The organism is Paraburkholderia sp. SOS3, assembly GCF_001922345.1.
GTDB lineage: Bacteria > Pseudomonadota > Gammaproteobacteria > Burkholderiales > Burkholderiaceae > Paraburkholderia.
In genome coordinates this window covers 2845966-2871114 of sequence record NZ_CP018812.1, presented here as the reverse complement: position 1 = coordinate 2871114, position 25149 = coordinate 2845966, and the positions used below count along the sequence as shown (strand labels likewise).

At 63.5% G+C, this 25149-nt stretch carries 24 protein-coding genes; 18 read left to right on the top strand and 6 right to left on the bottom strand.

Features of this window, described 5'->3' with window-relative positions; all coding sequences use genetic code 11:
• The first annotated feature begins 26 nt into the window (after nt 1-26).
• Nucleotides 27-2624 carry a penicillin-binding protein 1A gene (locus BTO02_RS32810; RefSeq protein WP_442953473.1) on the top strand — a complete coding sequence of 866 codons (2598 nt, stop codon included), beginning with the start codon at nt 27-29 and terminating at the stop codon, nt 2622-2624.
• A gap of 69 nt (nt 2625-2693) precedes the next feature.
• Here the strand turns inward: BTO02_RS32810 and BTO02_RS32805 are convergent, their stop codons facing one another.
• The gene (locus BTO02_RS32805; protein WP_075161615.1) at nt 2694-3638 is read right to left on the bottom strand and encodes a DUF72 domain-containing protein; all 945 of its coding nucleotides are present in this window, start codon (nt 3636-3638) and stop codon (nt 2694-2696) included.
• A gap of 206 nt (nt 3639-3844) precedes the next feature.
• On the opposite strand from BTO02_RS32805, the gene BTO02_RS32800 reads away from it, so the two are divergent.
• From BTO02_RS32800 to BTO02_RS32760, 9 genes are all read left to right on the top strand, one after another.
• Nucleotides 3845-5254, top strand: coding sequence for a DUF2252 domain-containing protein (locus tag BTO02_RS32800; protein ID WP_075161108.1), 1410 nt, complete (start codon nt 3845-3847; stop codon nt 5252-5254).
• Between the two features lie 90 nt (nt 5255-5344).
• Nucleotides 5345-5596, top strand: coding sequence for a GlsB/YeaQ/YmgE family stress response membrane protein (locus BTO02_RS32795; protein WP_075161107.1), 252 nt, complete (start codon nt 5345-5347; stop codon nt 5594-5596).
• Between the two features lie 346 nt (nt 5597-5942).
• A complete protein-coding gene (locus BTO02_RS32790; protein WP_075161106.1) occupies nt 5943-6737 on the top strand; it encodes an SDR family oxidoreductase in 795 nt (264 codons plus the stop codon).
• Nucleotides 6734-6967 (top strand): oxidoreductase-like domain-containing protein, encoded by a 234-nt coding sequence (locus tag BTO02_RS32785; RefSeq protein WP_332262274.1) that lies wholly within the window; start codon nt 6734-6736, stop codon nt 6965-6967. Before BTO02_RS32790 ends, BTO02_RS32785 begins: the two co-directional genes overlap by 4 nt.
• A 106-nt stretch (nt 6968-7073) precedes the next feature.
• Nucleotides 7074-7931: an NAD-dependent protein deacetylase gene (locus BTO02_RS32780; protein ID WP_075161105.1), complete on the top strand. Its 858-nt coding sequence runs from the start codon at nt 7074-7076 to the stop codon at nt 7929-7931.
• 73 nt (nt 7932-8004) lie between these two features.
• Nucleotides 8005-8616 carry a pyridoxamine 5'-phosphate oxidase family protein gene (locus BTO02_RS32775; protein ID WP_075161104.1) on the top strand — a complete coding sequence of 204 codons (612 nt, stop codon included), beginning with the start codon at nt 8005-8007 and terminating at the stop codon, nt 8614-8616.
• Between the two features lie 35 nt (nt 8617-8651).
• Entirely contained in the window at nt 8652-9284 is a 633-nt protein-coding gene (locus BTO02_RS32770) for a DUF938 domain-containing protein (protein WP_075161103.1), read from the top strand.
• A 171-nt stretch (nt 9285-9455) separates the two neighbouring features.
• Complete coding sequence (gndA, locus tag BTO02_RS32765) at nt 9456-10868, top strand: NADP-dependent phosphogluconate dehydrogenase (RefSeq protein ID WP_075161102.1); 1413 nt, start codon at nt 9456-9458, stop codon at nt 10866-10868.
• Between the two features lie 297 nt (nt 10869-11165).
• Entirely contained in the window at nt 11166-11459 is a 294-nt protein-coding gene (locus BTO02_RS32760; protein WP_075161101.1) for a DUF4148 domain-containing protein, read from the top strand.
• 178 nt (nt 11460-11637) lie between these two features.
• Here the strand turns inward: BTO02_RS32760 and BTO02_RS32755 are convergent, their stop codons facing one another.
• Both BTO02_RS32755 and BTO02_RS32750 read right to left on the bottom strand, forming a co-directional pair.
• Nucleotides 11638-12396 carry a DUF2968 domain-containing protein gene (locus BTO02_RS32755; RefSeq protein WP_075161100.1) on the bottom strand — a complete coding sequence of 253 codons (759 nt, stop codon included), beginning with the start codon at nt 12394-12396 and terminating at the stop codon, nt 11638-11640.
• Between the two features lie 96 nt (nt 12397-12492).
• Nucleotides 12493-12813 carry a hypothetical protein gene (locus BTO02_RS32750; RefSeq protein ID WP_075161099.1) on the bottom strand — a complete coding sequence of 107 codons (321 nt, stop codon included), beginning with the start codon at nt 12811-12813 and terminating at the stop codon, nt 12493-12495.
• Nucleotides 12814-12999: 186 nt separating this feature from the next.
• Between BTO02_RS32750 and BTO02_RS32745 the strand changes: the two genes are divergently transcribed.
• The 3 genes from BTO02_RS32745 to ltaE all read left to right on the top strand — a co-directional run bounded on the left by BTO02_RS32745 (nt 13000) and on the right by ltaE (nt 15606).
• Nucleotides 13000-13311: a cupin domain-containing protein gene (locus BTO02_RS32745; RefSeq protein WP_075161098.1), complete on the top strand. Its 312-nt coding sequence runs from the start codon at nt 13000-13002 to the stop codon at nt 13309-13311.
• Between the two features lie 390 nt (nt 13312-13701).
• Entirely contained in the window at nt 13702-14463 is a 762-nt protein-coding gene (locus tag BTO02_RS32735) for a peptidoglycan DD-metalloendopeptidase family protein (protein WP_075161096.1), read from the top strand.
• A 138-nt stretch (nt 14464-14601) separates the two neighbouring features.
• Nucleotides 14602-15606: a low-specificity L-threonine aldolase gene (ltaE, locus tag BTO02_RS32730; protein ID WP_075161095.1), complete on the top strand. Its 1005-nt coding sequence runs from the start codon at nt 14602-14604 to the stop codon at nt 15604-15606.
• Here the strand turns inward: ltaE and BTO02_RS32725 are convergent.
• Nucleotides 15591-17012 (bottom strand): MFS transporter, encoded by a 1422-nt coding sequence (locus BTO02_RS32725; RefSeq protein WP_083615495.1) that lies wholly within the window; start codon nt 17010-17012, stop codon nt 15591-15593. The two genes, ltaE and BTO02_RS32725, sit on opposite strands and share 16 nt — an antisense overlap.
• A gap of 304 nt (nt 17013-17316) precedes the next feature.
• Nucleotides 17317-18258, bottom strand: coding sequence for an aromatic alcohol reductase (locus BTO02_RS32720; protein ID WP_075161094.1), 942 nt, complete (start codon nt 18256-18258; stop codon nt 17317-17319).
• Between the two features lie 265 nt (nt 18259-18523).
• Between BTO02_RS32720 and BTO02_RS32715 the strand changes: the two genes are divergently transcribed.
• From BTO02_RS32715 to BTO02_RS32690, 5 genes are all read left to right on the top strand, one after another.
• Nucleotides 18524-19423, top strand: a complete 900-nt coding sequence (locus BTO02_RS32715; protein WP_075161093.1) for a LysR family transcriptional regulator — start codon at nt 18524-18526, stop codon at nt 19421-19423.
• A gap of 45 nt (nt 19424-19468) precedes the next feature.
• Entirely contained in the window at nt 19469-19945 is a 477-nt protein-coding gene (locus tag BTO02_RS32710) for a GNAT family N-acetyltransferase (protein WP_075161092.1), read from the top strand.
• 190 nt (nt 19946-20135) lie between these two features.
• Entirely contained in the window at nt 20136-21662 is a 1527-nt protein-coding gene (metG, locus tag BTO02_RS32705; RefSeq protein WP_075161091.1) for a methionine--tRNA ligase, read from the top strand.
• Between the two features lie 284 nt (nt 21663-21946).
• Nucleotides 21947-22522: a DUF308 domain-containing protein gene (locus BTO02_RS32695; RefSeq protein ID WP_198039295.1), complete on the top strand. Its 576-nt coding sequence runs from the start codon at nt 21947-21949 to the stop codon at nt 22520-22522.
• A gap of 119 nt (nt 22523-22641) precedes the next feature.
• Complete coding sequence (locus tag BTO02_RS32690) at nt 22642-24615, top strand: PhoX family protein (RefSeq protein ID WP_075161088.1); 1974 nt, start codon at nt 22642-22644, stop codon at nt 24613-24615.
• Nucleotides 24616-24828: 213 nt separating this feature from the next.
• Here BTO02_RS32690 and BTO02_RS32685 read toward each other — a convergent pair whose 3' ends face one another.
• Complete coding sequence (locus BTO02_RS32685; RefSeq protein WP_075161613.1) at nt 24829-25056, bottom strand: hypothetical protein; 228 nt, start codon at nt 25054-25056, stop codon at nt 24829-24831.
• Nucleotides 25057-25149: the final 93 nt, after the last annotated feature.

The following is a 25149-nucleotide window of genomic DNA, read 5'->3' as shown; positions in this document are numbered from 1 at the left end:
GCCTTTTCTGCCGACGGTAAGCCTGCGTGAAACGACCCATCGCGCCGTTCGTCCGTAGTTTCTGCGCGACGGCGCTCGACTTCCTCAAGCCCTACGCAATTCGCGCGCTCGAGCGCGTGCGTCATCCGACACGGCGTGGCGTCGCGCTGACGGTCGCCGCGGTGCCGGCGCTGATGCTGCTGTACGTGCTGATCCTGATTCCGTTCACGCCGAGCATCGGCGACATCCGCAAGGCGAAAGTCGAACAGCCGGCCCAGGTGTTTTCTGCGGATGGCAAGCTGCTTGCGACATTCAAACCGTCGAACCGCGAATGGGTGAAGCTGCAGGATGTGTCGCCGCACGTGATCGACGCGCTGATCTCGACCGAAGACCATCGTTTCTACGAGCACCACGGCATCGATTTCAAGCGCACCGCGTCGGCGGCGCTGCATACGTTCTCGGGCGATCGCCAGGGCGGCTCGACGATCACGCAGCAACTCGCGCGCAATCTGTACCCCGACGAAATCGGCCGCGCGCCGACGCTTACGCGCAAGATCAAGGAAGCGATCACGGCCTTCAAGATCGAAGCGGTCTATACGAAGAGCGAGATTCTCGAAACCTATCTGAATACGGTGCCGTTCCTGTACAACGCGTACGGCATCGAAATGGCCGCGCGCACCTATTTCGACAAATCGGCGCACGACCTCACGGTGATCGAAAGCGCGACGCTGATCGGCATGCTGAAGGGCAACAGCTACTACAACCCGGTGATCAATCCCGAGCGCGCGTTGCAGCGCCGCAATATCGTGCTCGCGCAGATGGTGAAGTATCGACGGCTTACGCCGGCCGCATTTCAGACGCTGCAGCGCCGGCCGCTCGGCGTCGATTTCGAGCGCCAGACGGAGCCGCCGGGCCCGGCGCCGCATTTCGCGCAGCAGTTGCGCAAGTGGCTGATCGAGTGGGCCGACGCCAACGACTACAACATCTATTCAGACGGCCTGATTGTGCGCACGACGCTCGATTCGCGCCTGCAGACGATGGCGACGCAGGCACTCGTCTGGCAGGGCAACCAGCTGCAATCGGTGGCGAATTCGGTGTGGGGCACGCGTCATGCGTGTTCGGCGCATCAGGACGTATTTACCGCGTTCGTGCGCGAGACGCCCGAGTATCGCGCGGCAAAGCAGTCGGGCCTTGCCGACGACATTGCGCTCAAGCAGGTCGAATCGGACCGTCACCTGATGCAGTCGCTGTGCGATGACAAGACGCGCGTACAGGCGGCGTTCATTGCCATCGATCCGCGCGACGGCGAGATCAAGGCCTATGTGGGCAGCCGCGATTTCAGCGACGACCAGTACGATCACGTTCAGCAGGCGCGGCGCCAGCCGGGCTCGACGTTCAAGCCGTTTGTGTATGGCGCGGCATTCGAAAACGGCGCGAAGCCCGACGACACATTCGTCGATCAGCCCGTGGAAATCACGCTGGCGGGCGGCGAAATCTGGAAACCGAACGACGATACGCCGCCAAGCGGCCGGCCGGTCACGCTGCGCGACGCGCTCGCCTATTCGAAGAACCGCATCACCGCGCAGCTGATGGAAAAAGTCGGGCCATCGAAGGTTGCGCGCCTCGCCTATTCGATGGGCGTGCGCGACAGCCGGCTCGACGCGGTGCCGTCGCTTGCGCTCGGCACGAGCCCGGTCACGCTGAAGGAAATGGTATCGGCGTACAGCACGATCGCCGATCGCGGCGCCTATATTCCGCCGATGTTCGTCACGCAGATCGAGGATCGCGACGGCAACGTGCTCGCGCAATTCCGGCCCGCGCGGCCCGAGCAGACATTGCCGCCGGCCGCCGCGCAGACGCTGCTCGACGTGATGCGCGGCGTGGTCGACAAAGGGACGGGCAGCGCGATCCGCACGCGCTTCGGCATTCGCGGGGACGTGGCGGGCAAAACGGGCACGACGCAGGACGATGCCGACGGCTGGTTCATCCTCATGCATCCGCAACTGGTGGCGGGCGCGTGGGTCGGCTTCAACGACAGCCGTGTGACGCTGCGCAGCGATTACTGGGGGCAGGGTGCGCATAGCGCGCTGCCGATCGTCGGCGATTTCTTCCAGCGCGCGCTGCGTTCGCGGCTCATCGATCCGCGTGCGAAGTTCGTCGAGGAGAAGCAGACGGGTGTGTTCGATTCGCTGCGTGCGACGGCGAGTACGTGGTGGGGCCATCTGTTTGGTGCGGACAACAAGCCCGCGCCGCAGAAGGAGACGCCGCGCGCGCCGCGCCGGGCGCCGGCGATGGTTGCTGCGCCGGCCGCACCCGCTGCGCCCGCGCCTGTTGCGTCCGCACCGGCTGAGCCGCGCGACGTCGAGCCGCCGCAGATCGTCGCGCCCCACGGCGCGTCGGTGCCGCCGCTGTTGTCGCCGCCTGGTGCCACGGCGGGGGTGCAGAATGCGCCGGGCGCGGCAGTTGCGAGCGGCACGGCCGCGGGCGCGTCGCTGTCCGGTTCGGCGACGCCGGCTCCGAATGCGGCGGGCGCAGCGTCGTCCGGACCGACGTCGCTCGACCAGTGGATCAATCAACACACGAACGGCGAGCACACGAACGGCGCCGCGGCGCCATCAGGTGCGTCGGGCGCCGGATCGCAATAACGCGCCGTGGCAGCGTGCGCCGTTGCGTCGGCGATGTGATGGAGGCGGCGCACGCAAACCCGAGCCGCCTCACCCAAACTCGAAGCCGGACCCGGACCCGGACCCGGACCCGGACCCGGACGCCGAATAGCGCTGCCCAAGCAGCCGCATCATCGTCAACCCGTTGCGCTGCGCCGAGTCTTCGAAGCAGTTGTTGAACACGACGTCGGTGCGGTCCACCCGTTTCGCGATCTCGCGAATCGGGATGATCAGCTCTTCGAGTTCTTCATCGCTGTAGTCGTAGTTGAAGCGCCCGGACGCGGTCGTGCTGCCCGACCATGTCTCGGCGTTGCGGCCATGCAAACGCACAATAGCAAGCCGCGGCGACGTGACCTCCCACACCGTATGCGCACGCGTCGTCACGTCGGGCGCATCCATGACCACATGCACGAGCCCGCGCTCGCGTTCGAATGCGAGCGTCGAAGCGCGGTGCCGATCGTCGAACCAGCTTGCGTTGCGAAACTCGAACGCGGTCAGATAAGGCGCCATGCGGTCCGCGCAATGCGCGACGTGCGCCTTGTCGCGCGATGCGGTGGTGATCCACGGCGCGAACTGGAACAGCACCGCGCCGAGCTTGCCGGCCGCGCGCAACGGCTCGAGCGCTTCGAAAAAGCGCGCCCATAGCTCGTCGATGATATCGGGCGGGATGTCCCGGTAATAAAGGTTCTTTTTGCCCGTTTTCGGCAACGCCTGCTGGATATCGGGCGGGAAGAATTTCGGCTCGGTCTGGTGCCCGGTAAAGAGCCGGAACGCCTTCATGTTGAACGTGAAGCCCGGGGGAGTGCGTTGCGCCCAAAGCGCGCTATTGGCCGCGCTCGGCATCGCGTAGTACGACGCATCGACTTCGACCATCGGAAAATGTTCGGCGTAAAAGCGCAACCGCGCCTCGGCGCTCGTGCAGCCCTTCGGATAGAACTTGCCGGACTTGATCAGCGTGGCGTCCGTCCATGACGCGGTACCGACTTCGATCGACATGTTGCGCTGCTCCATGGGTGCGGGTGATGCCTCGGTGACCGGTTATCGTTTTTGCATCGTACTGCACTGCGTGTGTGCGCGGTTCAAGCTCAGGTTTGTCAAAGATGGTTAGCCAACGCTGCCGTCAGAGCGATTGTTGCTAGAATTCCACAGGCTTCATTCAATGGCTATCCGCGGCACGTCGATCAACAAGAACGGAGAGGCGCATGAAGGGCAGCACCATCGCGGAACGGGAAGCCGCCGGCCGGACCGCACGCGAGCACTCGAAACGCTCGAGCCATCGCACAGTCGGCGAGATCCGCCGCGACCCGCTTGAACTGCTTGCGCAAAGCAGCGCCGGCCGCATCGAGCGGCTCGTGCCGCTGCGCTACGGCCGCATGGCCGCTTCGCCGCTCGCCTTCTTTCGCGGCAGCGCGACCCTGCAGGCGCACGATCTGGGCCAGCTACCGCATACCTCGCTCGTGCAGCCGATCTGCGGCGACAGCCACCTGTTGAACTTCGGCGGCTTCGCAACGCCTGAGCGGCATCTGATTTTCGACGTCAACGATTTCGACGAAACCGCGCACGGCCCGTTCGAATGGGATCTGAAGCGCCTCGTCGCGAGCTTTACGGTCGCGGCGCGTCAACTCGGCTTCAGCCGCGGCGCCGCGCACGATACGGCGATGTCGGCGGTGCTGCAGTATCGCGACCGCATGGCGCAATACGCGCAGTCCGGCACGCTCGAACTCTGGTACGAGCGCATTACGTTCGATCGCATGATCGAAGCGGCGTTGACGCCCGAAGGGCGTCGCCGGATTCGCCGCGGCATGGAAAAGGCGGCCGCCCGCACGCACGACAGCATGCTCGACAAGATCGCGGAGCGCGTCGGAGACCGCTTCGCGATGCGCGATATGCCGCCCGGCCTGTTTCACGTGCACGGCTCGAACACGCTGTTTGCGCGTGACGACGACTGGTTTCGACTCGGCGACTGGAATAAGCTCGTCGACCCTGTCTATGCCGACTATCTGCACACGTTGCCGCCCGACCGGCGCGAACTGCTCGAGCGGTTCACCATTCAGGACCTCGCGTTCAAGGTCGTCGGCGTCGGCAGCGTCGGCACGCGCTGCCTCGTGCTGCTCGCCACCGATGCGGCCGGCAGGCCGCTTTTCCTGCAGGCGAAGGAGGCGCGGCCTTCGGTCGTCGCGCGCTACTTCAAGTCGAAGGAGCCGCGTCACGAAGGCGAGCGCGTCGTGCGCGGGCAGCAGATGCTGCAGGCGGCCAGCGATATTTTTCTCGGCTGGGCCACGGGCCCTGGCGGGCGTCCGCTCTATGTACGGCAATTGCTCGACATGAAGCTGTCGCTGAACGTCGAACTCGTCGATGCCGAACTGCTTGCCGGCTATGCACGCGTATGCGGCTGGGCGCTCGCGCGAGCGCATGCGAAAGCGAGCGGCAAGGCGATTGAGATCGCCGCCTACATCGGACGCAACGATCAGTTCGCCGAGGCGCTCGCCCAGTACGCTTCTGCCTATGCGGACCAGGTCGAGCGCGACTACGATGCATTCGTGAAAGCATGCCGCAGCGGCGCGCTCGACGCGCGCACCGATGAAGACTTTGCCGCCGATTTCCGCGTATAGATTCCGTATGCGGACGCGCTAACCGATTGTTTCACGGCACGCCGTGCCATTTGGCCACGACACGTGGCTTCATCAAAGAGGGAGGTGCATATGCTTTCATTCATCGGTACGTTGATCGTCGGCTTGATCGTCGGTCTGATTGCGCGCGCGATCAAACCCGGCGACGACAAGATGGGTCTCATCATGACGATCATCCTCGGCATCGCGGGCTCGCTGATCGCGGGCTACGTCGGGCGTGCCGCCGGGTGGTATCAGCCGGGGCAGGGCGCGGGGTGGATCGCGTCGGTGATCGGCGCGATCGTGCTGCTCGTTATTTACGGGCTGATCCGCAAACGCATGTAGCACAAGCGGGGCGATGAGCCGTTTACTCGCCGGGCATGCGCGTGCTTCTTCTTGCGTTGCCGGCGAGACTACGCAGCGCGTGCGGATCGGTCATCATGTGCCTCGTCGGCGCCCCCGGGCAAGCGGCAATCGATTCGCGAACCGGGGCGGCGCAAACATGCGCGAGGTGGTTTTTCCGTAAAACGCTTTGCGCGTCAACCACGCATGCATTGCGGCAAGGCCGTGCGCGCATTGCGTTGCGTCGTGCCGTGGCGCGCATGATCCATGCATCGGTCGAGCACCGCCTGCTCAACCGAAGGAGGGCACAGTGGCTGAACATAGCGCGGACGATGTCCGCGAAGCACAGATGGCGTTCGGTGCGCAGGATGCACCGGAAAGCCGGCAAGCCGCGGTCGGCAAGGTGGCGCTCGTCACCGGCGCGGGCAGCGGCATCGGCCGCGCGACGGCGCGCAAGCTGTTCGAACATGGCTATAGCGTCGTGCTGACGGGCCGCCGGCAGCAGCCGCTCGACGAACTGGCAGCCGAGGCGCTCGCGGGCGGCTTCGACGCGTTCGCGCACGCGTGCGATGTGGCCGACGTGGACGGCGTTGCCGCGCTGTTCGACGCGATCCGCGTGCGCTACGGGCGGCTCGACGTGCTGTTCAACAACGCGGGACGCGGTGCGCCGCCGGTCGAGATCGACGCGCTCGCCATCGAAGACTGGCGGGCGGTCGTCGATACGAATCTCACGGGCGTGTTCCTCTGCACGCGCGCCGCCTTCGCAATGATGAAAGCGCAAATGCCACGCGGCGGGCGCATTATCAACAACGGCTCGATCTCCGCGCATGCGCCGCGTCCGTACAGCATCGCCTACACGGCGACGAAGCATGCGATCACCGGGCTCACGAAGTCTGTTTCGCTCGACGGGCGTCCGTACGACATTGTCTGCGGGCAGATCGACATCGGCAACGCCGCGACCGAGATGGCCGCGCGCATGGCCAGGGGCGTGCCGCAGGCGAACGGGCAGGTGGCCGTCGAACCGCTGATGGATGTCGAACATGTGGCCGATGCGGTGCTGCATATGGCGGATTTGCCGCTGTCGGCGAACGTGCAGTTCATGACGATCATGGCGAGCAAGATGCCGTTCGTCGGCCGCGGGTGAGGGGCGGCGTGAATGCGAGGGCCGGCGATCGCGTTCGCAAGTCCCGACGCAAGGCGGCGCCGGCAGTGCAAGACGACCCGCCGCCCGAGCCGCCCGTTCGTCCCTGCGCCGACGACTGCTGCCGCAGCGGCTGCGATCCCTGTGTGTTCGATCTGTACAATGAGGCGCTGGAGCGCTATCGCACCGCGCTCGCCGCGTGGCAGAAGCGGCACGGCAGCGGTGCTCGATAGTGCATGTGCAATAGCGTCTGCAAGCGCGAGTAGCGCGGTTTGAACGCCGTGCCTTGTTCGTACTCGGTTTGCGTTTGCTTTGCGTTTCGCTCTGCAGCTGCGCTTTATGACAGAACTTGCCGCCCCGCCTATCGAATCCGACACTCTGCACGCGTTGCACGACTTCGTCGCGCGCTATCCGCGCCTGTTCGTGCTGACGGGCGCCGGCATCAGCACCGACTCCGGCATTCCAGGCTATCGCGACGAAAACGGCCAATGGAAGCGCTCGCCGCCGATCACGCTGCAGGAGTTTCTCGGCGCCGATGCCTCGCGCCGCCGCTATTGGGCGCGCAGCATGGTCGGCTGGCCTGTCGTCGGCGAGGCGCAGCCGAACGCGGCGCATCGCGCGCTCGCGCGGCTCGAGGCGGCGGGGCACATCACGGCGCTCGTCACGCAAAACGTCGACGGATTGCATCAGCGCGCCGGCAGCACCAAGGTGATCGAACTGCACGGCAGCATCGGTGCGGTGACGTGTCTCGACTGCGGTGCGCAGCATGCGCGCGCGTCGATTCAACAGATACTCGAAGCGGAAAATCCGGCGTTGCTCGAAGCGCAAGCCGAACCGGCCGCGGACGGCGATGCGCATCTCGAATGGCACGCGCTCGATTCGTTCCGTGTGCCGGCTTGCACGCATTGCGGCGGACTGCTCAAACCGTCGGTGGTGTTCTTCGGCGAGAGCGTGCCGCGCGAGCGCGTCGACGCGGCGGCGCGCGCGCTCGATGAAGCGGATGCGGTGCTGGTCGTCGGTTCGTCGCTGATGGTGTATTCGGGTTATCGCTTTTGCGTCTGGGCTCATCAGAAGGTCAAGCCGATTGCCGCGATCAACCTGGGGCTCACGCGTGCAGATCCGTTGCTGACGCTGAAAATCGCGGCGCCGTGCGGCGAAACCTTGACCGCGCTTGCGGCGCGGCTCGCCAGCACTTGAGACGAAGCGATCTTGCGGGAACGACGCGACAGAAACGCCGTAACGGGAACCACGCAAACATGGAGATGGAACGATGTCGACGCTGACGACGATCGAAGCACTCGAAGCGATTTACGGTTCGCCGCACGAACGCTCGGTGCGCAAGGAAATCACGTTCGTCAACGAAGACTATCGTGCGTTTATCGAGCACGCGCCGCTCGTCATGCTCGCGACGAGCGGTCCCGGCGGACTCGACTGCTCGCCGCGCGGCGATGCGCCGGGCTTCGTGCAGATCGTGGACGACCGCACGCTTGCGATACCGGACCGCATCGGCAATAACCGCATCGACAGCCTGCGCAATATCGTCGCGAATCCGCAGGTCGGCTTGCTGTTTATCGTGCCGGGCGTCGGCGAGACGCTGCGCGTGAACGGCCGCGCGCGCATCAGCATCGACGGCGAATGGCTCGACCGCTTTGCGGTGAACGGCAAACGGCCTCGCACCGTGCTGATCGTCGATATCGATGCGGTCTACTTTCACTGCTCGAAGGCGCTCGTGCGCTCGAAACTGTGGGATCCGGCGCACCACGTCGAACGCACGCAGCTGCCGAGCGCAGGCGAGATCCATCGACGCCTGAACGGTCCGTCCTTCGATGCCGACGCCTACGATCGCGACCTCGTGGAAAGACTGCGCACGAGCCTCTACTGACGCATATCGAACCCACCTCACGGGGCAAGACAGCTATGACCTCCACCGATTCGACTCACCGGTCCGCCGATTTGCGCGAGCACTCGCCGTCGGCCGAGCGCAATCGCGACGCGATCCTCGCCGTGCTGCGCACGGTCTTGCCGCCACGCGGCACCGTACTCGAAATCGCGAGCGGCACCGGCCAGCATGCGATTCATTTTGCCGCAGCGTTTCCTGGCGTCGACTGGCAGCCGAGCGACGCGGACCCGGGTGCGCGCGCATCGATCGAGGCGTGGACGGCGCTCAGCGGTCTGACGAATATCCGGCCGCCGCTCGATCTCAACGTCTGCCGCACGCCGTGGGGCATCGATGCCGCGCAAGCGCTGCTTTGCCTGAACATGATTCATATCTCGCCGTGGGCGGCCACCGAAGCGCTGATCGACGGCGCGTCGCGTGTGCTCGGCGAGCGCGGCGCGGTGCTCTTCCTGTATGGCCCGTACCGGCGCGGCGGCGCGCATACGTCACCGTCGAACGAAGCATTCGATCAGCACCTGAAGAACCGCAACCCGGCATGGGGTGTGCGCGACATGGAGACGGTCGTGCAGCTTGCCGATGCGGCCGGGTTCGCGTGCGACGAGCCGATTGCGATGCCTGCGAACAACTTCAGTCTCGTGTTCCGGAAACGCTGATGCACGGTGCAAGTCTCACGCAGCGGGCGAGGCGCGCGCGCCGTGCCGGATGCGGCAATCTGAACGCAGCTTGAGCATTTCTTTTATCCTTTCATCCTCGACGCCGCGCGCGCCTTGCACGCAAGGCAGGTCTGCGCGGCTTGACGTCACCCGGAAATCTGGAGAACTCACATGGGCAAACAGGCAATCGGCGTAGTGGGGCTAGCGGTCATGGGCCGCAATCTGGCGCTCAACATCGAAAGCCGCGGTCACGCGGTTTCCGTATTCAACCGGACGCGCGAGAAAACCGACGAGCTGATCGCCGAGTTTCCCGACCGCAAACTCGTGCCGACTTTCACGATGGAAGAATTCGTCGCGTCGCTCGAAAAGCCGCGCCGCATTCTGCTCATGGTCAAGGCTGGCGCGCCGACCGACGCGACGATCGCCGCGCTGCAGCCGCTGCTCGAGAAAGGCGACATTCTGATCGACGGCGGCAACACGCACTTCACCGACACGATTCGCCGCAACCAGGATCTCGCGAAAGCGGGGCTGCATTTCATCGGCACGGGCGTCTCGGGCGGCGAGGAAGGCGCATTGAAAGGCCCGTCGATCATGCCGGGCGGCCAGCGCGACGCGTACGATCTCGTCGCGCCGATCCTCACCGAAATCGCCGCGAAGGCGCCCGACGACGGTGAGCCGTGCGTCGCCTACATGGGGCCGGACGGTGCGGGCCACTTCGTGAAAATGGTGCACAACGGCATCGAATACGGCGATATGCAATTGATCGCCGAGAGCTACGCGGTGCTCAAGCAGGTGCTGGGCCTCTCGAACGAGGAACTGGGCCGCGTCTATACCGAGTGGAACAAGGGCGAGCTCGACAGCTATCTGATCGAAATAACGTCGAAAATCTTCGGCAAGAAAGACGACGCGACGGGCAAGGATCTGGTCGACATCATTCTCGACCGCGCCGCGCAAAAGGGCACGGGCAAGTGGACGAGCCAGAACGCGCTCGACCTCGGCGCGCCGCTGCCGCTGATTACCGAAGCCGTGTTTGCGCGCGTGCTGTCGTCGCTGAAGGACCAGCGCGTGGCCGCGAGCAAGGTGCTCGAGGGGCCGAAGACGAAGCCGTTCGCAGGCGAGCGCGAGGCGTTTATCGAATCGGTGCGGCGCGCCCTGTACTTCAGCAAGGTGATTTCGTACGCGCAGGGCTTCGCGCAACTGCGCGCGGCCTCCGAAGAGTACAACTGGGATCTCGACTACGGCACGATCGCGAAGATTTTCCGGGCCGGCTGCATCATCCGCGCGCGCTTCCTGCAGAAGATCACCGACGCTTATACGAAGGACAAGGCGTTGGCGAACCTGCTGCTCGACCCGTACTTCCGCGATATCGCTGCGAACTACCAGGGCGCCTTGCGCGATGTGGTGACGGCGGCCGTGGCGGCCGGTGTGCCGGTGCCGGCGTTCTCGTCGGCGATTGCGTACTTCGACGGCTATCGCTCCGAGCGTCTGCCGGCGAATCTCGTGCAGGCGCAGCGCGACTTCTTCGGTGCGCACACGTTCGAGCGCGTCGACAAGCCGGGCAGCTTCCACGCCGAGTGGGCGTAGAGGGCGGCAGGTTCGATCATTTGCGTTTGCTTCGGCGCGTAAGCGCGAAGACGGCGGGGCCACTGGCGGGTGGCCCCGTTGTTTTTCCTGCCGGCCGCTTCGAGGCGATCATTGTTGCGTTCCAAATTATGAGATAACAAAAAACATTGTTTGACGACGCAATTATTGCGTAAATTGGAATGCTGTATCAACAGACTAGGTATTTACCCTAGGCACACCGTTCCGTAGACTTCATTCAACGCCCCGAACTACACGTTCCCGGCACACCTAAAAACGAAGTCTCGGAGGTTATAAGTCGTGAACAAGCTGATTCCGGCAGTGCTCGTTGCTACGCTCTTCGCCGCACCTGTTGCATCGTTCGCGCAGTCTGCGCAGTCGAACCAGCCGCTGACGCGCGCGCAAGTGCGTGCCGAACTGATCGCGCTGGAGAACGTCGGTTATGACCCGCTGAGCGATCGCCAGGATTATCCGCGCAACATTCAGGCGGCCGAAGCGCGTCTGCAAGCACAGCGTGCGCAACATGCCGTCGCCCGCGGCGATACGAGCGGTTACGGTGTGCAAGAAATCGGCACCTCGCAAGCGGGCCATTGAACCCGAGCGCGGAAGTGAATCGGCGCGGTGACCGAAATGCGTCCGCGCGGCTGAAGCAGAATGAAGAAAAACGCCGGCCAGCGTAATCTGGCCGGCGTTTTTCATGTACGCATGTGTTGTGCCGGCGTTTCCGCAAGTACGCATGCGAGCCGCTACGTCGGCTCGCGCGCCGGCCGCGCTAGCGATTCGTCAGATGCGGGACGCCGTCGTGCGCGGCCAGATCGAGTTGATGGATCTGCCGGTGCACCTTGTTCAATTGCGCTTGCGCCGCGACACGCTGCGCTTCGAGTTGCGCGACCTCGCGGCGCACCTGATGCTGGCGGCTCGTTACCGCCTGCTCCTGGGTTGCCGATCGCTGCAGCGCCTTGCGCAATTGCTCGGCCTGCGCCTCCGATTGCGCGATCAGCTTCGTCAACTGCTCGTTTTGCGCTTCGAGTTGCGCGCGGCGCGTCTGCCCGTCGGCAAGACGCATTGCCTGCTGCTCGAACTGGTAGAAGATGCCTTGTGCCGCATCGAGGTCGTTCGCTCTCAATGCACGCCACGGTGTGCCGTCCTGATACAGCGCAACGTAGTACTTCAACTCCTTCGCGTGAAACAGCAGACTCGCCGAATAATCGAACGCGCGAAACACGCGAAACGGCGTCAGCGCGCCGGCCTCGACGAGCCACTCGATCTCTCCCGGATCGGCGAAGTGCGCGACGCGCCCGTTCGCTTGCGACGGCATTGCGGGCATCGGATGCAAGGTCGCCACCGGCCGCACGGGCCGTTCGGGCGTATGGCCCGGCGAATTAGACGAAGCGGACGAAGCGGGCCGCGCATCGTGCACAGGCGCATCGACGATCGCGTCGGCCGATATCGACGCGTTTCGATCGATGCGCACGAGATGCGCGATGCCATCGGCGGGCACCGTGCGGCGACGGTTCAGAAGCAGCTTCAAGGCATCACCTCCATATTCATGCGGATAGCTAACTAATTGGTCGATGCTGCAACGTAAGGAGACTTCTGGTTCAAACAGGCCGGACGAGGCGGGGTGTCAGTGCAATGTGCGCTGTGGGCGCGTGATTTCGTCGAATAGCGCCTGGCTCGGTTCGAGTGCGAAGAGCCACGATTCGTCGTAGCCGCTCAAGGTATCGAGCGCATCGCGCAGACGTTCGATCGCAACTGCGGAAATTTCGACGGTCGCCTCGACGCCGCTCGAGAGATGCGACACGCTGGCAAGCTGCACGAGCGCGTCGGCCGCCTCGGCGACATCCGCTGCGAACACGAGATGCGTGTTCAACAGTTCGACGAGACTGTGCGACGACGCAACCTCGTCGACGCTGAGCTGCACAGCCAGAAACATGGCTTTGTTCATGCTCGAACTCCTCATGGACAGGACGTTGCGGCGGCTTGCTCGCCCGCTGTGCATGGCGGCAGCCTGATCCAGTATAGGCGAGCGGCGTGTGGAAGCAATGGTCGCACGAATCCGGATGCAGCGGGCTGCCGACCTTTGCGGCCCTATAATGTCCGGGCCGCAACATCATCGTCAGGCTTGGCTACCATGAAGATTATCCGCAGCCGCGGCTTTACCGCGGAACGCCCGTGGGGTGCGCTCGATATCGCGAACATGAACGGCATCACGACGCGCCTGCACTGGACCGATCAACCATACAAGTGGCATATCAACGACGGGGAAGAGGTATTCGCCGTGCTCGATGGCCGCGTCGAAATGCGGTACCGCGAAAACGGTGTCGAGCAGACGACCATGCTCGAGACCGGAGATGTGTTCCATGCGTCGATCGGCACCGAACATGTCGCGCACCCGGTGGGCGAGGCACGTATTCTCGTTGTGGAATCGGAAGGCAGCGTATAGCGCGCTGCAAAGCGGGCCTGCAAAGCGATGTGACGCTTCGCGGCCGGGTGCGACGATCAATTGATCTGCAATGCAAACGATGGTTGCCGCGCAGAAGGTTGAATGAGCGAGGCAAGCGGAGCGGATCGATCGTCGCTCGACGTCCGCGGCGTTTTCGACGTTTTCGACGTGCCCGGGAAGCGAGAGCGGGGAGCGGGAACGGAAACTGCGAATGCAGGGCGGGCATCGCGCGAGCCGCACGGCGAATGCGCGGCAGGCATGCAGGAACGCCTGCCAGCGACACCGCCAGAGTTCACGAAGTTCGTGCGCCGCCGCGCGTGACGATGGCCGTCAAGCGACGGCATAATGGCTCTTCAACGTTCATTTCCGACCGTGTCGAGGATTATAAAAATGACCGGCAAGTGGCATACCGCACATAGGCAAGTCTGGATTCTGCGCGCTTCCGTTTTTTCCCTGGCGACGTTGCTCTGCGCGTGCTCGTCGTTTACTTCGCCATGGGAAAGCAATCCGCCGCCAACCACGATCGGCACGCGTTCGACGACCGGCGGTGCGGCGTCGACAGGCGTCCCGGCGGGGTTCTACCGCGTGAATCCCGGCGATACGTTGCAAAGCATCGCCGGCGCGTTCGGCCAGCGTCCGCAAGACCTCGCGAGCTGGAACGGCATGAACCTGGAAACGTCGGTTACGCCGGGACAAGTGCTGCGCGTGTCGCCGCCTTCGCTCACGCCGGGCGCGGCCGCGGTGCCGCCGGTCGGCGCGCCGCAGCCGCCATCGTCGGCGGCGGCGCAGCAGGGCATCCTCGCATGGCCGCTGCGCGGTCCGATACTGAAGCGCTTCGTGCCCGGCAAGACGAACGGCATCGTGATCGGCGCGCGCGTCGGCGAAACGGTCAGAGCGGCCGCCGCGGGTCGCGTCGTCTATGCGGGCACCGGCATTCCCGCGTACGGTCCGCTCGTCATCATCAAGCACAACGACTCGCTGATCACCGCGTACGGCCAGAACAGCAAGCTGCTCGTGCAGGAAGGCGAGGCCGTCACGCAAGGGCAGCCGGTGGCCGAGGCCGGCCAGGACAGCAACAATGTCGGATCGATCCAGTTCGAAGTGCGCCAGGACGGCCGCCCGGCCGATCCGCTTGCGTGGTTGCCACGTTAGGCCGCACCCGTTTCTTCACGAACCGCATGGTCTCGCCTCCGGTTTGCGTCGTTAAGAGTTGATACACTCGCGCATTCACGTCATGTTCGCGGCGCCCGGTGCGCGCCGCGACTTCCGCCATCCTTACAGGAAAAGTCCATGATCGATTTGCGCAGCGATACCGTTACCCGGCCGGGCAAGGCCATGCTCGCCGCCATGGCGTGCGCCGAGGTCGGCGACGACGTCTGGGGCGACGACCCGACCGTCCTGCGCCTGCAGGCAACCGTCGCCGAGCGCGCCGGCAAGGAGGCCGGACTGTTCTTTCCGAGCGGCACGCAAAGCAACCTCGCGGCGCTGATGGCGCATTGCGCGCGCGGCGACGAATACATCGTGGGCCAGGCTGCGCACACGTATAAATACGAAGGCGGCGGTGCGGCTGTGCTCGGCAGCATCCAGCCGCAGCCTATCGAAAACGCGCTCGATGGCTCGTTGCCGCTCGACAAGATCGCCGCGGCGATCAAGCCGATCGACGATCACTTCGCGCGCACGCGATTGCTGGCGCTGGAAAACACGATCGGCGGCAAGGTGTTGCTCGCCGGATATGTCGCCGAAGCGACGCAGTTCGCGCGCGATCGCGGCCTCGCGACGCATCTGGACGGCGCGCGCGTGTGCAACGCCGCGGTGGAGTCGCAAAGGCCGATCGAGGCGCTATGCGCGCCGTTCGACTCGGTGTCGATCTGTTTTTCGAAGGGGCTCGGTGCGCCGGTCGGTTCGGTGCTCGTCGGCAGCAAGGCGCTGCTCGAGAGCGCGCATCGCTGGCGCAAGGTGCTCGGTGGCGGCATGCGGCAAGCGGGCGTACTTGCGGCCGCTTGCCTGTATGCGCTCGAACATAACGTCGAGCGTCTCGCAGAAGATCACGATAACGCCGCGCATCTGGCCGCCGGCCTCGCGCAGATCGGCGCGATCAAAATTCAATCGCAGGCGACGAACATGGTGTTCGCGCAGATGCCGCAGGAGCATTGCGCGCCGCTGGAAGCGTTCCTGAAAGAGCGCGGCATCCTCACGCAGATGCTGTACGCGTCGCGCTTCGTCACGCACATGGATGTTTCGCGAGCCGATATCGATACGTTTATCGCCGCGGTAAAGAGCTATTTCGCGCGCTGACCGCCTGTTTCTACCGGCGCCGCAGTGTGTGCGTGCGGCTGCGGCCCGGCAGCGCCTTCGCGTTGCTTTGCGCGATGTGAAGGCGCGAAGAGCCGCAAGCCGCTGACGATGCTCGCGGCGCCCGCGAACACGGCGCCGGTCGCGAGCGCCAGCGTCGGTCCGTGACGCCCGGCAATACCGAAGCTCAATGCGACCAGCGCGGCGCCCGTGGTCTGTCCGAGCAGACGCGCCGTTGCGATGATGCCGCTGGCGCCGCCGCTGCGCTCGCGCGGCGCGCTCGCCATAATCGCCTTCAGATTCGGCGACTGGAAAAAGCCGAAGCCCGCACCGCATACGCACATGCGCAGCGTGATGTCGAGCACCGACGGATTCGGCGGCAGCAACGCGAGCGACACCATTCCTGCGCTCAACACCGCGAGCCCGATCGCGCCGAGCAGGCCCGGCGGATAGCGGTCGGACATCCGGCCCGCGAACGGCGCCGCGAGCGCCACGACTACCGACCACGGCGTCATCAGAAAGCCCGTTTCAACCTGGCTGCGCTGCAGAACCGTTTCGAAATAAAACGGCAGCGACACGAACGCGAGCCCTTGCGCGGCGAACGAACAGACGGCCGTCACTGCCGAAAGCGCGAACACAGGCCGCTTGAACAGATCGACAGGCAGCATCGGCGCCGGGTGTCCTGCTTCGCGCTTCACCATCAAGGCCCCGAACACGAGCGCAATCGCGGCCGCGATCAGCACGACATGCGCCGACGCGCGCTGCGTGGCTTCCGCGAGCGCGAAGATCAGCGCGGCAAACATGACGACATTGAGCACCGCCGCGACGGGATCGAACTGGTGCTTGCCACGCGCGGTGTTCGGCAAGCCTGGCAGCGCAAACGAAATGGCGAGGATGCCGAGCGGCACGTTGACCGCGAAAAGCCACGGCCAGTTTGCCACCGAAAGGATCAATGAAGCGACGGTCGGCCCCGCGGCGAACGAGACGCCGACGACGAGCGCGTTCAGGCCGAGCCCGCGCCCGAGCCGATGCGGCGGATAGAGCGTTTGAATCAATGCCGAATTGACGCCCATGATCGCCGCGGCGCCGACGCCCTGCGCAACGCGCGCGACCGCCAGGAACGGCAGGGTCGGCGACAGCGCGCAGCCGAGCGACGCCGCCGTGAAGAGCGCAATGCCGCTGATGTATACGCGCCGATGGCCGATGATGTCGCCGAGCGCGGCGAGCGGCAGCAGCGTCGAGACCATCGCGAGTTGATACGCGTTGATGATCCAAACCGATGCGGCTGGCTTCGCGTGCAGATCGGCGCCGATAGCGGGTAGCGCGGTATTGGCAATCGCGGTGTCGATCGACGCGAGCGCGACCGACAGCATGATGGCGACGAGCGCGAAGCGCAGGCCGGTGGACATCGATTGATCCGCGACGCGGATCGGATTGGGGGCGGGGTCGTGTGCGGACAAAACCGGGCTCTGCAGGAAGTGGCGGGGGCGGCGAGCCGGCGTTGGATCGGGATGCGAAACAGCAGCGCGGTTCGAACTTCGCAATTGTTGCAGACGCACGAAATTCTTGCTGGATCGCGCGCATCGCGCGGGTCAATCGACTGCGCGATGAAAGGTTTTTGCAAGCGAAGTATTGCCGCGAGCGGTCGGTCCGGTGCGATCCGACGTAAACGTGAACGATGTCTCGCAGCCGAGCGCAGCCCTAGGCGGCGAGTTAGCCAGAGGCGAGCGGTGCGTCCGACAGGTTGTTTCGGAGCCACTCTTCGAGCGAACAGACTCCGATGTTTCGTTTCGCGTTGAATGTCTGGTTCATGTCCCACGCGACGCCGCGCCCTTGCGCGAACACGACACGATACTTTCGCAATCCGTTTTGCGGCTCTTCGGCCAACTGCCGCTTCAATTCAGGCACCGTCCATTCGTTGCGGCGGACCTTGACGCCGAGCACCCTGTCGACCGTATCCGCAACCTCGCGATACGTGACCGTATCGCCGGCGATATGCACGACCTGGTTCGCAATTCGCGGCTCGGTGAAGAGAACTTCGACGGTCAGCGACGCAATGTCGTCGGCCGTCGTCACGGTAACGGCGTTGCTCCAGCTTCCCAAAGCGTTCACGGTACGGGTCTCCAGATCGACGACACCGAACGACTTCTCGAACAGGAAGCTCGTGAACATGCCGGTAGAGACGATGACCCATTCGGTGCGCGACTGCGCACGAAGCAGGTCGCGCACATCGAGCTGTTCGTCGAACAGATCCTGTGCGCTGCCTCTGCCGATGACGTCATAGTCGACGCCGAATTGCCACGGAAAGTACCGCTTGACTCCGGCATCGAGTGCCGCGTGAGCGATCTTGCGCTGCACACCGCTACCGCCCACGAATCCGGTACACGAAATAACCGTATCGAACCGACTGAAAATGGCCGCGAGTTCGGCGCCCGTTTGCGTGGCGACGTCTCCCGCGACGAGTTCGAGACCGAGGGCACGCAGCTCGTCGACGTTTTTCTGTCTGACTGGATTCTCGGACGATATCGTCGATGGACGAAGCAGCACAGCGATCGATACGTTGTCCGCGTGCCTGGCACGGCGGGAGAGACTGCGCAGCATGGCCATGCCGAGTTCGCCGGCGCCCAGCACGAGTATTGAGTTGTCGTTCAGCATATGCGTATCCCATGGGGAAATAAACGTTGCGGGAAAGTCCTCGGAACGCACGACCCGATGAGGACGATCGGCCCTTGAACGACTCGCAGTGTAGGGGCGCCGGTGCTGCGCATTGTTCGCGGCACGTGAATACACAAAGCGACGGCAATGGCGGCAGCACCGGTCTGCCGGTCCCTGCCGCCGCAACTGCCGCACGGCGCCGGATTGGTAACATTGACGCCGTTATTGGCCAGACGCGCGGACTCACTCGCCGCGCGGACCACTCATGGACAAACTTCAGGCGATGACCACCTTCGTGCGGGTCGTCGAGGCTCAAAGCTTCAGCAAGGCTGCCGAGACCTTGTCGATGCCCCGTTCGACGGTTACGACGATCGTCAAGCATCTGGAAGCGCATCTCGGCACGCCGCTGCTGCGCAGAAGCACGAGAAGTCTGAGTCTGACCGACGCGGGTGCGCGATATTTCGCGTCGTGCCAGACCATCCTCGCGGAGGTCGCGAATGCGGAGAGCCAGCTGTCGGCCACTGCTACGACACCGCGCGGCCGGGTTCGAGTGGATATGCCGGGCGTGCTCGGGCGTTCGGTCGTATTGCCCCGGTTGCACGAATTCGAGAGCCGCTACCCGGACATCGAACTCGTGCTCGGTCTCAGCGACCGGCCGTCGGATCTCATTTACGAAGGCATCGATTGCGCGATTCGCACCGGCGCGCTCGCGGACTCGACGCTCGTTGCGCGCCGGCTCGGTCAGCTTGCCTGGTTGACGTGCGCCTCGCCGCGATATCTGAAGCGTTATGGCGAGCCCGATTCCGTGGCCGCGCTCGGCGCTCATCGGGCCATCAATTACATATCGAATGCGACGGGCCGCCCTCTGGAATGGCGCTTCAGGGTGGACGGCGAAGACGTGACGATGACGATGCCGAGCCGCTTTTCGGTCAACGAAACGGAGGCTTACGTCCAGTGCGGTCTGGAGGGCCTCGGGCTGATCCAGCTATCGGAATTCGCCGTGTCTGCGTATCTGCGGAGCGGGCGGCTGAAGGAAGTCCTCGCTCACGCGCGATGCGCGCCGGTGCCGGTTTCCATTGTCTATCCTCAAGCTCGTGTCACAGTGGCGATCAGAGCGTTCGTCGACTGGATAATCGAGATCGCAGCGGCCGATTTGACACAGTAAGCCCAGCCATTCAATGACATGATCGACCTCTCAAACCCGTGACCTATGAATGCGCAACTTCGACCAGCAACGGAAAGCGATCTCGCGGCGGTTCAACACATCGTCCGCACTGCATATGAACAATACGTCGCGCGAATTGGACGCAAGCCCGGCCCCATGCTCGACGACTATGCGACGTTGATTCGCGAGGGCCGCATGCATGTCGCAAGCCGGCATGGTGTAGTGGCCGGCATCCTCGTGCTCATCGCGCAGAGCGATGCGCTGCTGCTCGATAACGTGGCTGTCGCGCCGGAAGCGCAAGGTACCGGTTTAGGACGATTGATGCTGTCCTTTGCCGAGCAGAAGGCGCGCGAGGCGGGCTACCGTTTCATCAAGCTTTATACGAACGAGGCCATGGTTGAAAATATCGCGCTGTATACGCGTATAGGCTATGCCGAAACGCATCGCGTGGAGGAAAAAGGGTTGCGCCGGGTCTACATGTGCAAGTGCATCGACGGCACTGCTAGACACGCGTTAGATTAGCTGGCACGATGCACCGCATACGGAAGATCTTCCGGTCCGCCATCGTATTCGGTCAAATGAAAATTCAGTTGTTCAAAGCCTTCGCTCAGTCGATGCATATGCCGCACGGAACGACACCTCCCGGGCGCTAAGGGCTTTTGCTTTTAAAAAAGGACGCCGCGGGCGTCCTTTTTTGTTTTCTGGAACGGTAATGAGCTATCGATACATCACGACGCCAATTTACTACGTGAATGACCGGCCTCATCTCGGTCACGCCTACGCGAGCATCCATGCGGACATCATGGCGCGCTACCTGCGCGCGGCCGGCCACCAGGTACTGATGCTTACCGGCGCCGACGAGCATGGTGAAAAGATTGCCAAAGCGGCGCTGCAGGCCGGTGAAGCTCCGCATGCGTTCGCCGAACGCCACGCAAGAGCGTTCGAAGACGCGTGGCGGCGCCTCGCGGTGGCGCCCGATCTGTTCGTTCGTACCACGGCGCCTGCGCATGCCCGGGTCGTGTCCGAGTGCCTCACGCGTCTTTGCGATGCCGGCGAAATCTACCTTGCCGACTATGAGGGCCTTTACTCGGTCGGGCAGGAACGGTTTGTCACAGACAAGGAACTGGTGGACGGCAAGCTTCCGGAAGACAAGGAACCGCCGGTATTGCGCCGCGAACCCAACTATTTCTTCCGCATGGAGGCGCACCGCGAATGGATGCGCCAGTTGCTTCTCGACAGGCCGGATCTGATCCAGCCCACGCGATATCGCAACGAGGTGCTCAAGCTTCTCGACGAGCCGATAGGCGACCTCAGCATCTCGCGTCCCAAGGATCGCCTCGATTGGGGAATTCCCATTCCCTGGGATGCGGGGCACGTTACCTATGTCTGGTTCGACGCTTTGCTTGGCTATGTTTCGCCGTTGGGTTACCCCGACCAGCGCGCGTTTGCCGACTATTGGCCATCGGTGCGGCACGTGATCGGAAAAGACATACTGCGCACGCATACGCTTTTCTGGCTTGGCATGACGCACGCATTGGGAATCGTGCCGTATGCGCGTCTGCACGTTTCCGGACACCTGCTTGGCGCCGATGGCCGCAAGATGAGCAAATCGCTTGGCAACGGGGTCGATCCGCTCGAAGCGGCGCACAGATACGGCGTCGATACGCTGCGCTACACGCTGATCCGCGAAGTCAGCTTTGGCTTCGACGGCATAGTGAGCAATGCGGTGATCGAGCAGCGGCTAAGCCGCGACCTCGCCGACGATCTTGGCAACCTCGCAGCGCGCACCCTGGCCATGGTGACGAAGTACCGCAACGGTATGGTTCCGGTACCTCGCATTTATGGCGAGGCTGAAACAGCCATCATCGACAGGGCCGGGCAGTTGCCGGGCATCGTTCTGTCCTTGGTGGAAGAGATGAAAGTGGGCCGCGCAGCGGAACAGGTCATGGATTTCGTGAGCCAGCTTAACGGCTACGTAGCGAGCAGCGCGCCATGGCTGCTGGCGAGGAGTGCAGAGACATCCGATCGGTTGAGTACGGTGCTCTATACGCTGCTCGAGGCGCTTTACAGCGTGTCCGATCTGTTGGCTCCAGTGATGCCAGGCAAGATGCGCGAGTTGCGACTTTTGCTTGGCGCTTCCGCCGAGCCGGGCTGGAATGTGCCTTGGGGAGCGGGCGTCGAACCGGGAAGCCGCGTCTCGGAGGGCATCCTTTTTCCAAAGCAGTTCGAAGCGGACTAGCAGTAGGGACCACGTGCCCCCGTATCGGTCAAACGACCGATACCGCAAAAAAGATTCGCCTGCGAAACTTGTCCTCAGTCGAACGGCACCTGAAGCGTCGCAATTGCAAGCCTTGAGCGTTCGGTCACGTCGGCAATTGCCGGCTGTTCAGGAACGCGAAATGAGTCGCGCAGAAGGCCGAATGCGAGGCGATGTTCGGTGCAAACCCGGACGCTTACGGCTTCAGGCCGGAGTTGTACGAGCGATGGTGCCGTCCGCATCATCTTTAAACAGGAATCTGGATCATGGATCGTAACGTTGATGTTTCGCACGCCGCCGGGCAGCGCTGGTTAAAGCATTATTATTTTTTAAGGGCAGCGTTTTCCATCGTCTGGGTGGCGCTCGCCTTTGTTGCCGGTCAGCATGCGCCCGGCATCGCGGCCGCTTTGCTCGTTGTCTATCCTGCATGGGATGCGCTTTCCAACTACCTGGACATGTCGCGTAGCGGCGGAGCAGTCCAAAACCGCGTGCAAGCAATCAACGTCGTCGTGAATCTCGCGGTAACGGTGGCGGTGATTGTGGCTCTGCGCGGGAGTATGGTCGATGTGCTCGAGATCTTTGGCGTTTGGGCGATTCTCTCCGGGCTGCTGCAGCTCGGCACGGCGGTGCGCCGCTGGAAGGAGTTCGGGGCGCAGTGGGCGATGATTCTGAGCGGCGCGCAATCGGCATTGGCGGGCGGCTTCTTTATCGCGCAGGCTCGAGCGCAAGTGCCGGAAGCCATCATCAAGATAGCCGGTTACGCGGCGGTGGGCGCCATTTACTTCCTGATCTCCGCGGTTTGGCTGACCGTTAGCGAGATGCGACGAAAGTCTTACTCATAGCTGTCAATATAGTTTCATATTCATTTCATAGCATGCTCGTGTTTCCCCGAGGCGGCTATGGACTTGTTCGGTCCTGTCGGCGTACCCGCTACTACTTCAACCCGGACCCCCAAGAGAATATGGACCAGCACTTCGATTCGTCGCGCCGAAAGGCACTCAAACTGATCGCCGGCGCCCCGATATTGCCGCTCGGCGGCGCGCTTGCCGCGTCGCCGCTACTTGCCGCCTGCGGTGGCGACGATACGCCGACAGCAAACGAGGCGGCACCCGTCACTCGCGCCGCATTCACGTCGGCCTCGTTCAATAGCATGCCGGCGCCGACGCTGGACAATCCTGCCGCAATGGCGCAGACGACCGTCGGCTCGACGCTGACCGCGCGGTTTGCCGACGGCAGCAGCATCGATTACAAGCTCGCCTATCAATCGTTTTTCACGACTGGCGACGCAGTTGCGAATACGCTGGGCGGCACGATCATCGCCGGCGGCTATTACGACATCAACAACCAGCCGATTATCGACCGCTCGAAGCCCGGCAGCGAGCGTCAGTTCTTCTCGAATTGTCCCGATGGCACGTCGCTGCTCAAGCTCGACAATCCGACCGTACGCGGCGTAAAGGGCAATGCGGTGTTCGCGGTCGTCCAGTTCGAATACACGGATATCGATCTGAGCGGCGCGGACATGTACGGCCAACTGCCGTCGCCGATCGCAGTGCTCACGCTCGATCAGGATCCGGCCACCGGCAAGCTGTCGCTCGTCAGCTACGCCAACGTCGACACCTCGCCGGCGCACGGGCTCTGGATCACCTGCGGCGCGAGCCTCTCTCCGTGGAACACGCATCTGTCCAGCGAAGAATACGAGCCGGACGCGACCAAAGCGGCCACCGACGCGCAGTTGCGCGCATACAGCCAGAACCTTTTCGGCGATCCGGCGAAGGCAAACCCGTATCACTACGGCCATTTGCCGGAGATAACCGTGCATCCGGACGGCACGGGCAGCGTCAGGAAGCACTATTGCCTCGGCCGCATCTCGCACGAGCTGATCCAGGTGATGCCGGACCAGCGCACCGTGCTGATGGGAGACGACGCAACCAACGGCGGTCTGTTCATGTTCATCGCGGACGCTGCCAAGGACCTGTCGGCAGGCACGCTATACGTCGCGAAGTGGAATCAGACGTCGTCGGCGGGCGCAGGCTCGGCCACCCTGTCGTGGATCAAACTCGGCCACGCGACGAGCGCCGAGATCGAAGCGCTCGCGGATCAGCTGAAGGCGGCGGACATCATGGACGTCATTCCGGTCAGCAACACCGATACGACGCAGTACCCCGGCTACCAGAAGATCCACTTCAATAACGCTTTCAACTGGGTGCAAATCAAGCCGGGTATGGAAAAGGCCGCCACCTTCCTCGAGACGCACCGCTATGCGGCGCTTGCCGGCGCGAGCATGTGCTTCACGAAGCTCGAAGGAACGACCGTCAATGCGAAGGACAAGGTGTTGTACTCGGCGATGTCGCAAATCGTGACGTCGATGGTGCGCGGCAATGTCCATTCCACCGACATCGCGCTCGACAAGGCGATTAGCGCAGGCGCGGTCTACGCGCTGAACCTGCGCGGCGCTCAGCGTGCGACCGACGGTTCGGCGATCGACAGCGAATGGGTACCGGTCGACATGAGCGCGCCGCCGGCACTGGTCGGCGAGGATCTGGCGACGCCCGATGCGATCGGCAACACGGCGAACGTCGACGCGATCGCGAGCCCGGACAACCTGAAGTTTTCGGAGAAGCTGCGCACGCTGTTCATCGGCGAAGACAGCAGCCAGCACGTGAACAACTTCCTGTGGGCGTACAACGTCGACACGAAGACACTGTCGCGCGTGCTGTCGACGCCGGCTGGCGCGGAATCGACGGGCCTGCATGCGGTCGACGAGATCAACGGCTGGACCTACGTCATGAGCAATTTCCAGCACGCCGGCGACTGGGGCGGTATTCACAGCAAAGTGCAGCCGACGCTCGATCCACTCGTGCGTGCGAACTTCAAGGACGGATATGGCGCGTCAGTCGGCTATTTGACGGCGGAGCCGACGGCCATGAAGCTTTAATGAGGCGGTAGGGGGTAGCAGAAAGTTTTCGGCCACGCACGAGCGTGGCTTTTTTCGTTGCGCCCCATATTTTGGGAGACCGGTGGTTGGAGTGCAGCCTCGACAGTGTCGTACTGTCGTCTAAAATGCAACTAACTGTCTGACCCGCAAGCAGCCCGCAAGCATTCGAGCGGCCCTGCGCCGGTCTGACTTCCAGCGGCCGATCAGTGGCTTTCAGCTCAGTGAGGCAAGCAGAATAGACAACTTTCGGATGTGAGCCTTGAACGCTTCGTCGATTTCACGGTCATGTCCAGAACTCAGATGCGGTGCTTCGGCAAGTTCGACCTGCTGCTGGAATTCGTCGGCGATCCTGCGCCGTTCGTCGGGCGGCATCGCGCGGATCAGCGACACCAGCAGCAGTTCCTGTGCGTGAACGATCCCGAGCATCGCTTGCGCGTTCATGTCGACCTCCATTCAGCGCTGTCGCCGATATGTCGTCTTTCAATTCCATACTAGTGCAAGCCGGATCGAAGGTCGCACTGCATCCGTGCAGGA

What these genes read in the sequence shown, in the direction of transcription:
- BTO02_RS32710 (WP_075161092.1), top strand. Translation starts at nt 19,469, where the DNA reads ATGAATGCGCAACTTCGACCAGCAACGGAAAGCGATCTCGCGGCGGTT.
- gndA (WP_075161102.1), top strand. Translation starts at nt 9,456, where the DNA reads ATGGGCAAACAGGCAATCGGCGTAGTGGGGCTAGCGGTCATGGGCCGC.
- BTO02_RS32805 (WP_075161615.1), bottom strand. Translation starts at nt 3,638, where the DNA reads ATGTCGATCGAAGTCGGTACCGCGTCATGGACGGACGCCACGCTGATC.
- BTO02_RS32690 (WP_075161088.1), top strand. Translation starts at nt 22,642, where the DNA reads ATGGACCAGCACTTCGATTCGTCGCGCCGAAAGGCACTCAAACTGATC.
- BTO02_RS32775 (WP_075161104.1), top strand. Translation starts at nt 8,005, where the DNA reads ATGTCGACGCTGACGACGATCGAAGCACTCGAAGCGATTTACGGTTCG.
- BTO02_RS32780 (WP_075161105.1), top strand. Translation starts at nt 7,074, where the DNA reads ATGACAGAACTTGCCGCCCCGCCTATCGAATCCGACACTCTGCACGCG.
- BTO02_RS32790 (WP_075161106.1), top strand. Translation starts at nt 5,943, where the DNA reads ATGGCGTTCGGTGCGCAGGATGCACCGGAAAGCCGGCAAGCCGCGGTC.
- BTO02_RS32800 (WP_075161108.1), top strand. Translation starts at nt 3,845, where the DNA reads ATGAAGGGCAGCACCATCGCGGAACGGGAAGCCGCCGGCCGGACCGCA.
- BTO02_RS32725 (WP_083615495.1), bottom strand. Translation starts at nt 17,012, where the DNA reads ATGTCCACCGGCCTGCGCTTCGCGCTCGTCGCCATCATGCTGTCGGTC.
- BTO02_RS32770 (WP_075161103.1), top strand. Translation starts at nt 8,652, where the DNA reads ATGACCTCCACCGATTCGACTCACCGGTCCGCCGATTTGCGCGAGCAC.
- BTO02_RS32750 (WP_075161099.1), bottom strand. Translation starts at nt 12,813, where the DNA reads ATGAACAAAGCCATGTTTCTGGCTGTGCAGCTCAGCGTCGACGAGGTT.
- BTO02_RS32720 (WP_075161094.1), bottom strand. Translation starts at nt 18,258, where the DNA reads ATGCTGAACGACAACTCAATACTCGTGCTGGGCGCCGGCGAACTCGGC.
- BTO02_RS32695 (WP_198039295.1), top strand. Translation starts at nt 21,947, where the DNA reads ATGGATCGTAACGTTGATGTTTCGCACGCCGCCGGGCAGCGCTGGTTA.
- BTO02_RS32715 (WP_075161093.1), top strand. Translation starts at nt 18,524, where the DNA reads ATGGACAAACTTCAGGCGATGACCACCTTCGTGCGGGTCGTCGAGGCT.
- BTO02_RS32795 (WP_075161107.1), top strand. Translation starts at nt 5,345, where the DNA reads ATGCTTTCATTCATCGGTACGTTGATCGTCGGCTTGATCGTCGGTCTG.
- metG (WP_075161091.1), top strand. Translation starts at nt 20,136, where the DNA reads ATGAGCTATCGATACATCACGACGCCAATTTACTACGTGAATGACCGG.
- ltaE (WP_075161095.1), top strand. Translation starts at nt 14,602, where the DNA reads ATGATCGATTTGCGCAGCGATACCGTTACCCGGCCGGGCAAGGCCATG.
- BTO02_RS32745 (WP_075161098.1), top strand. Translation starts at nt 13,000, where the DNA reads ATGAAGATTATCCGCAGCCGCGGCTTTACCGCGGAACGCCCGTGGGGT.
- BTO02_RS32685 (WP_075161613.1), bottom strand. Translation starts at nt 25,056, where the DNA reads ATGAACGCGCAAGCGATGCTCGGGATCGTTCACGCACAGGAACTGCTG.
- BTO02_RS32735 (WP_075161096.1), top strand. Translation starts at nt 13,702, where the DNA reads ATGACCGGCAAGTGGCATACCGCACATAGGCAAGTCTGGATTCTGCGC.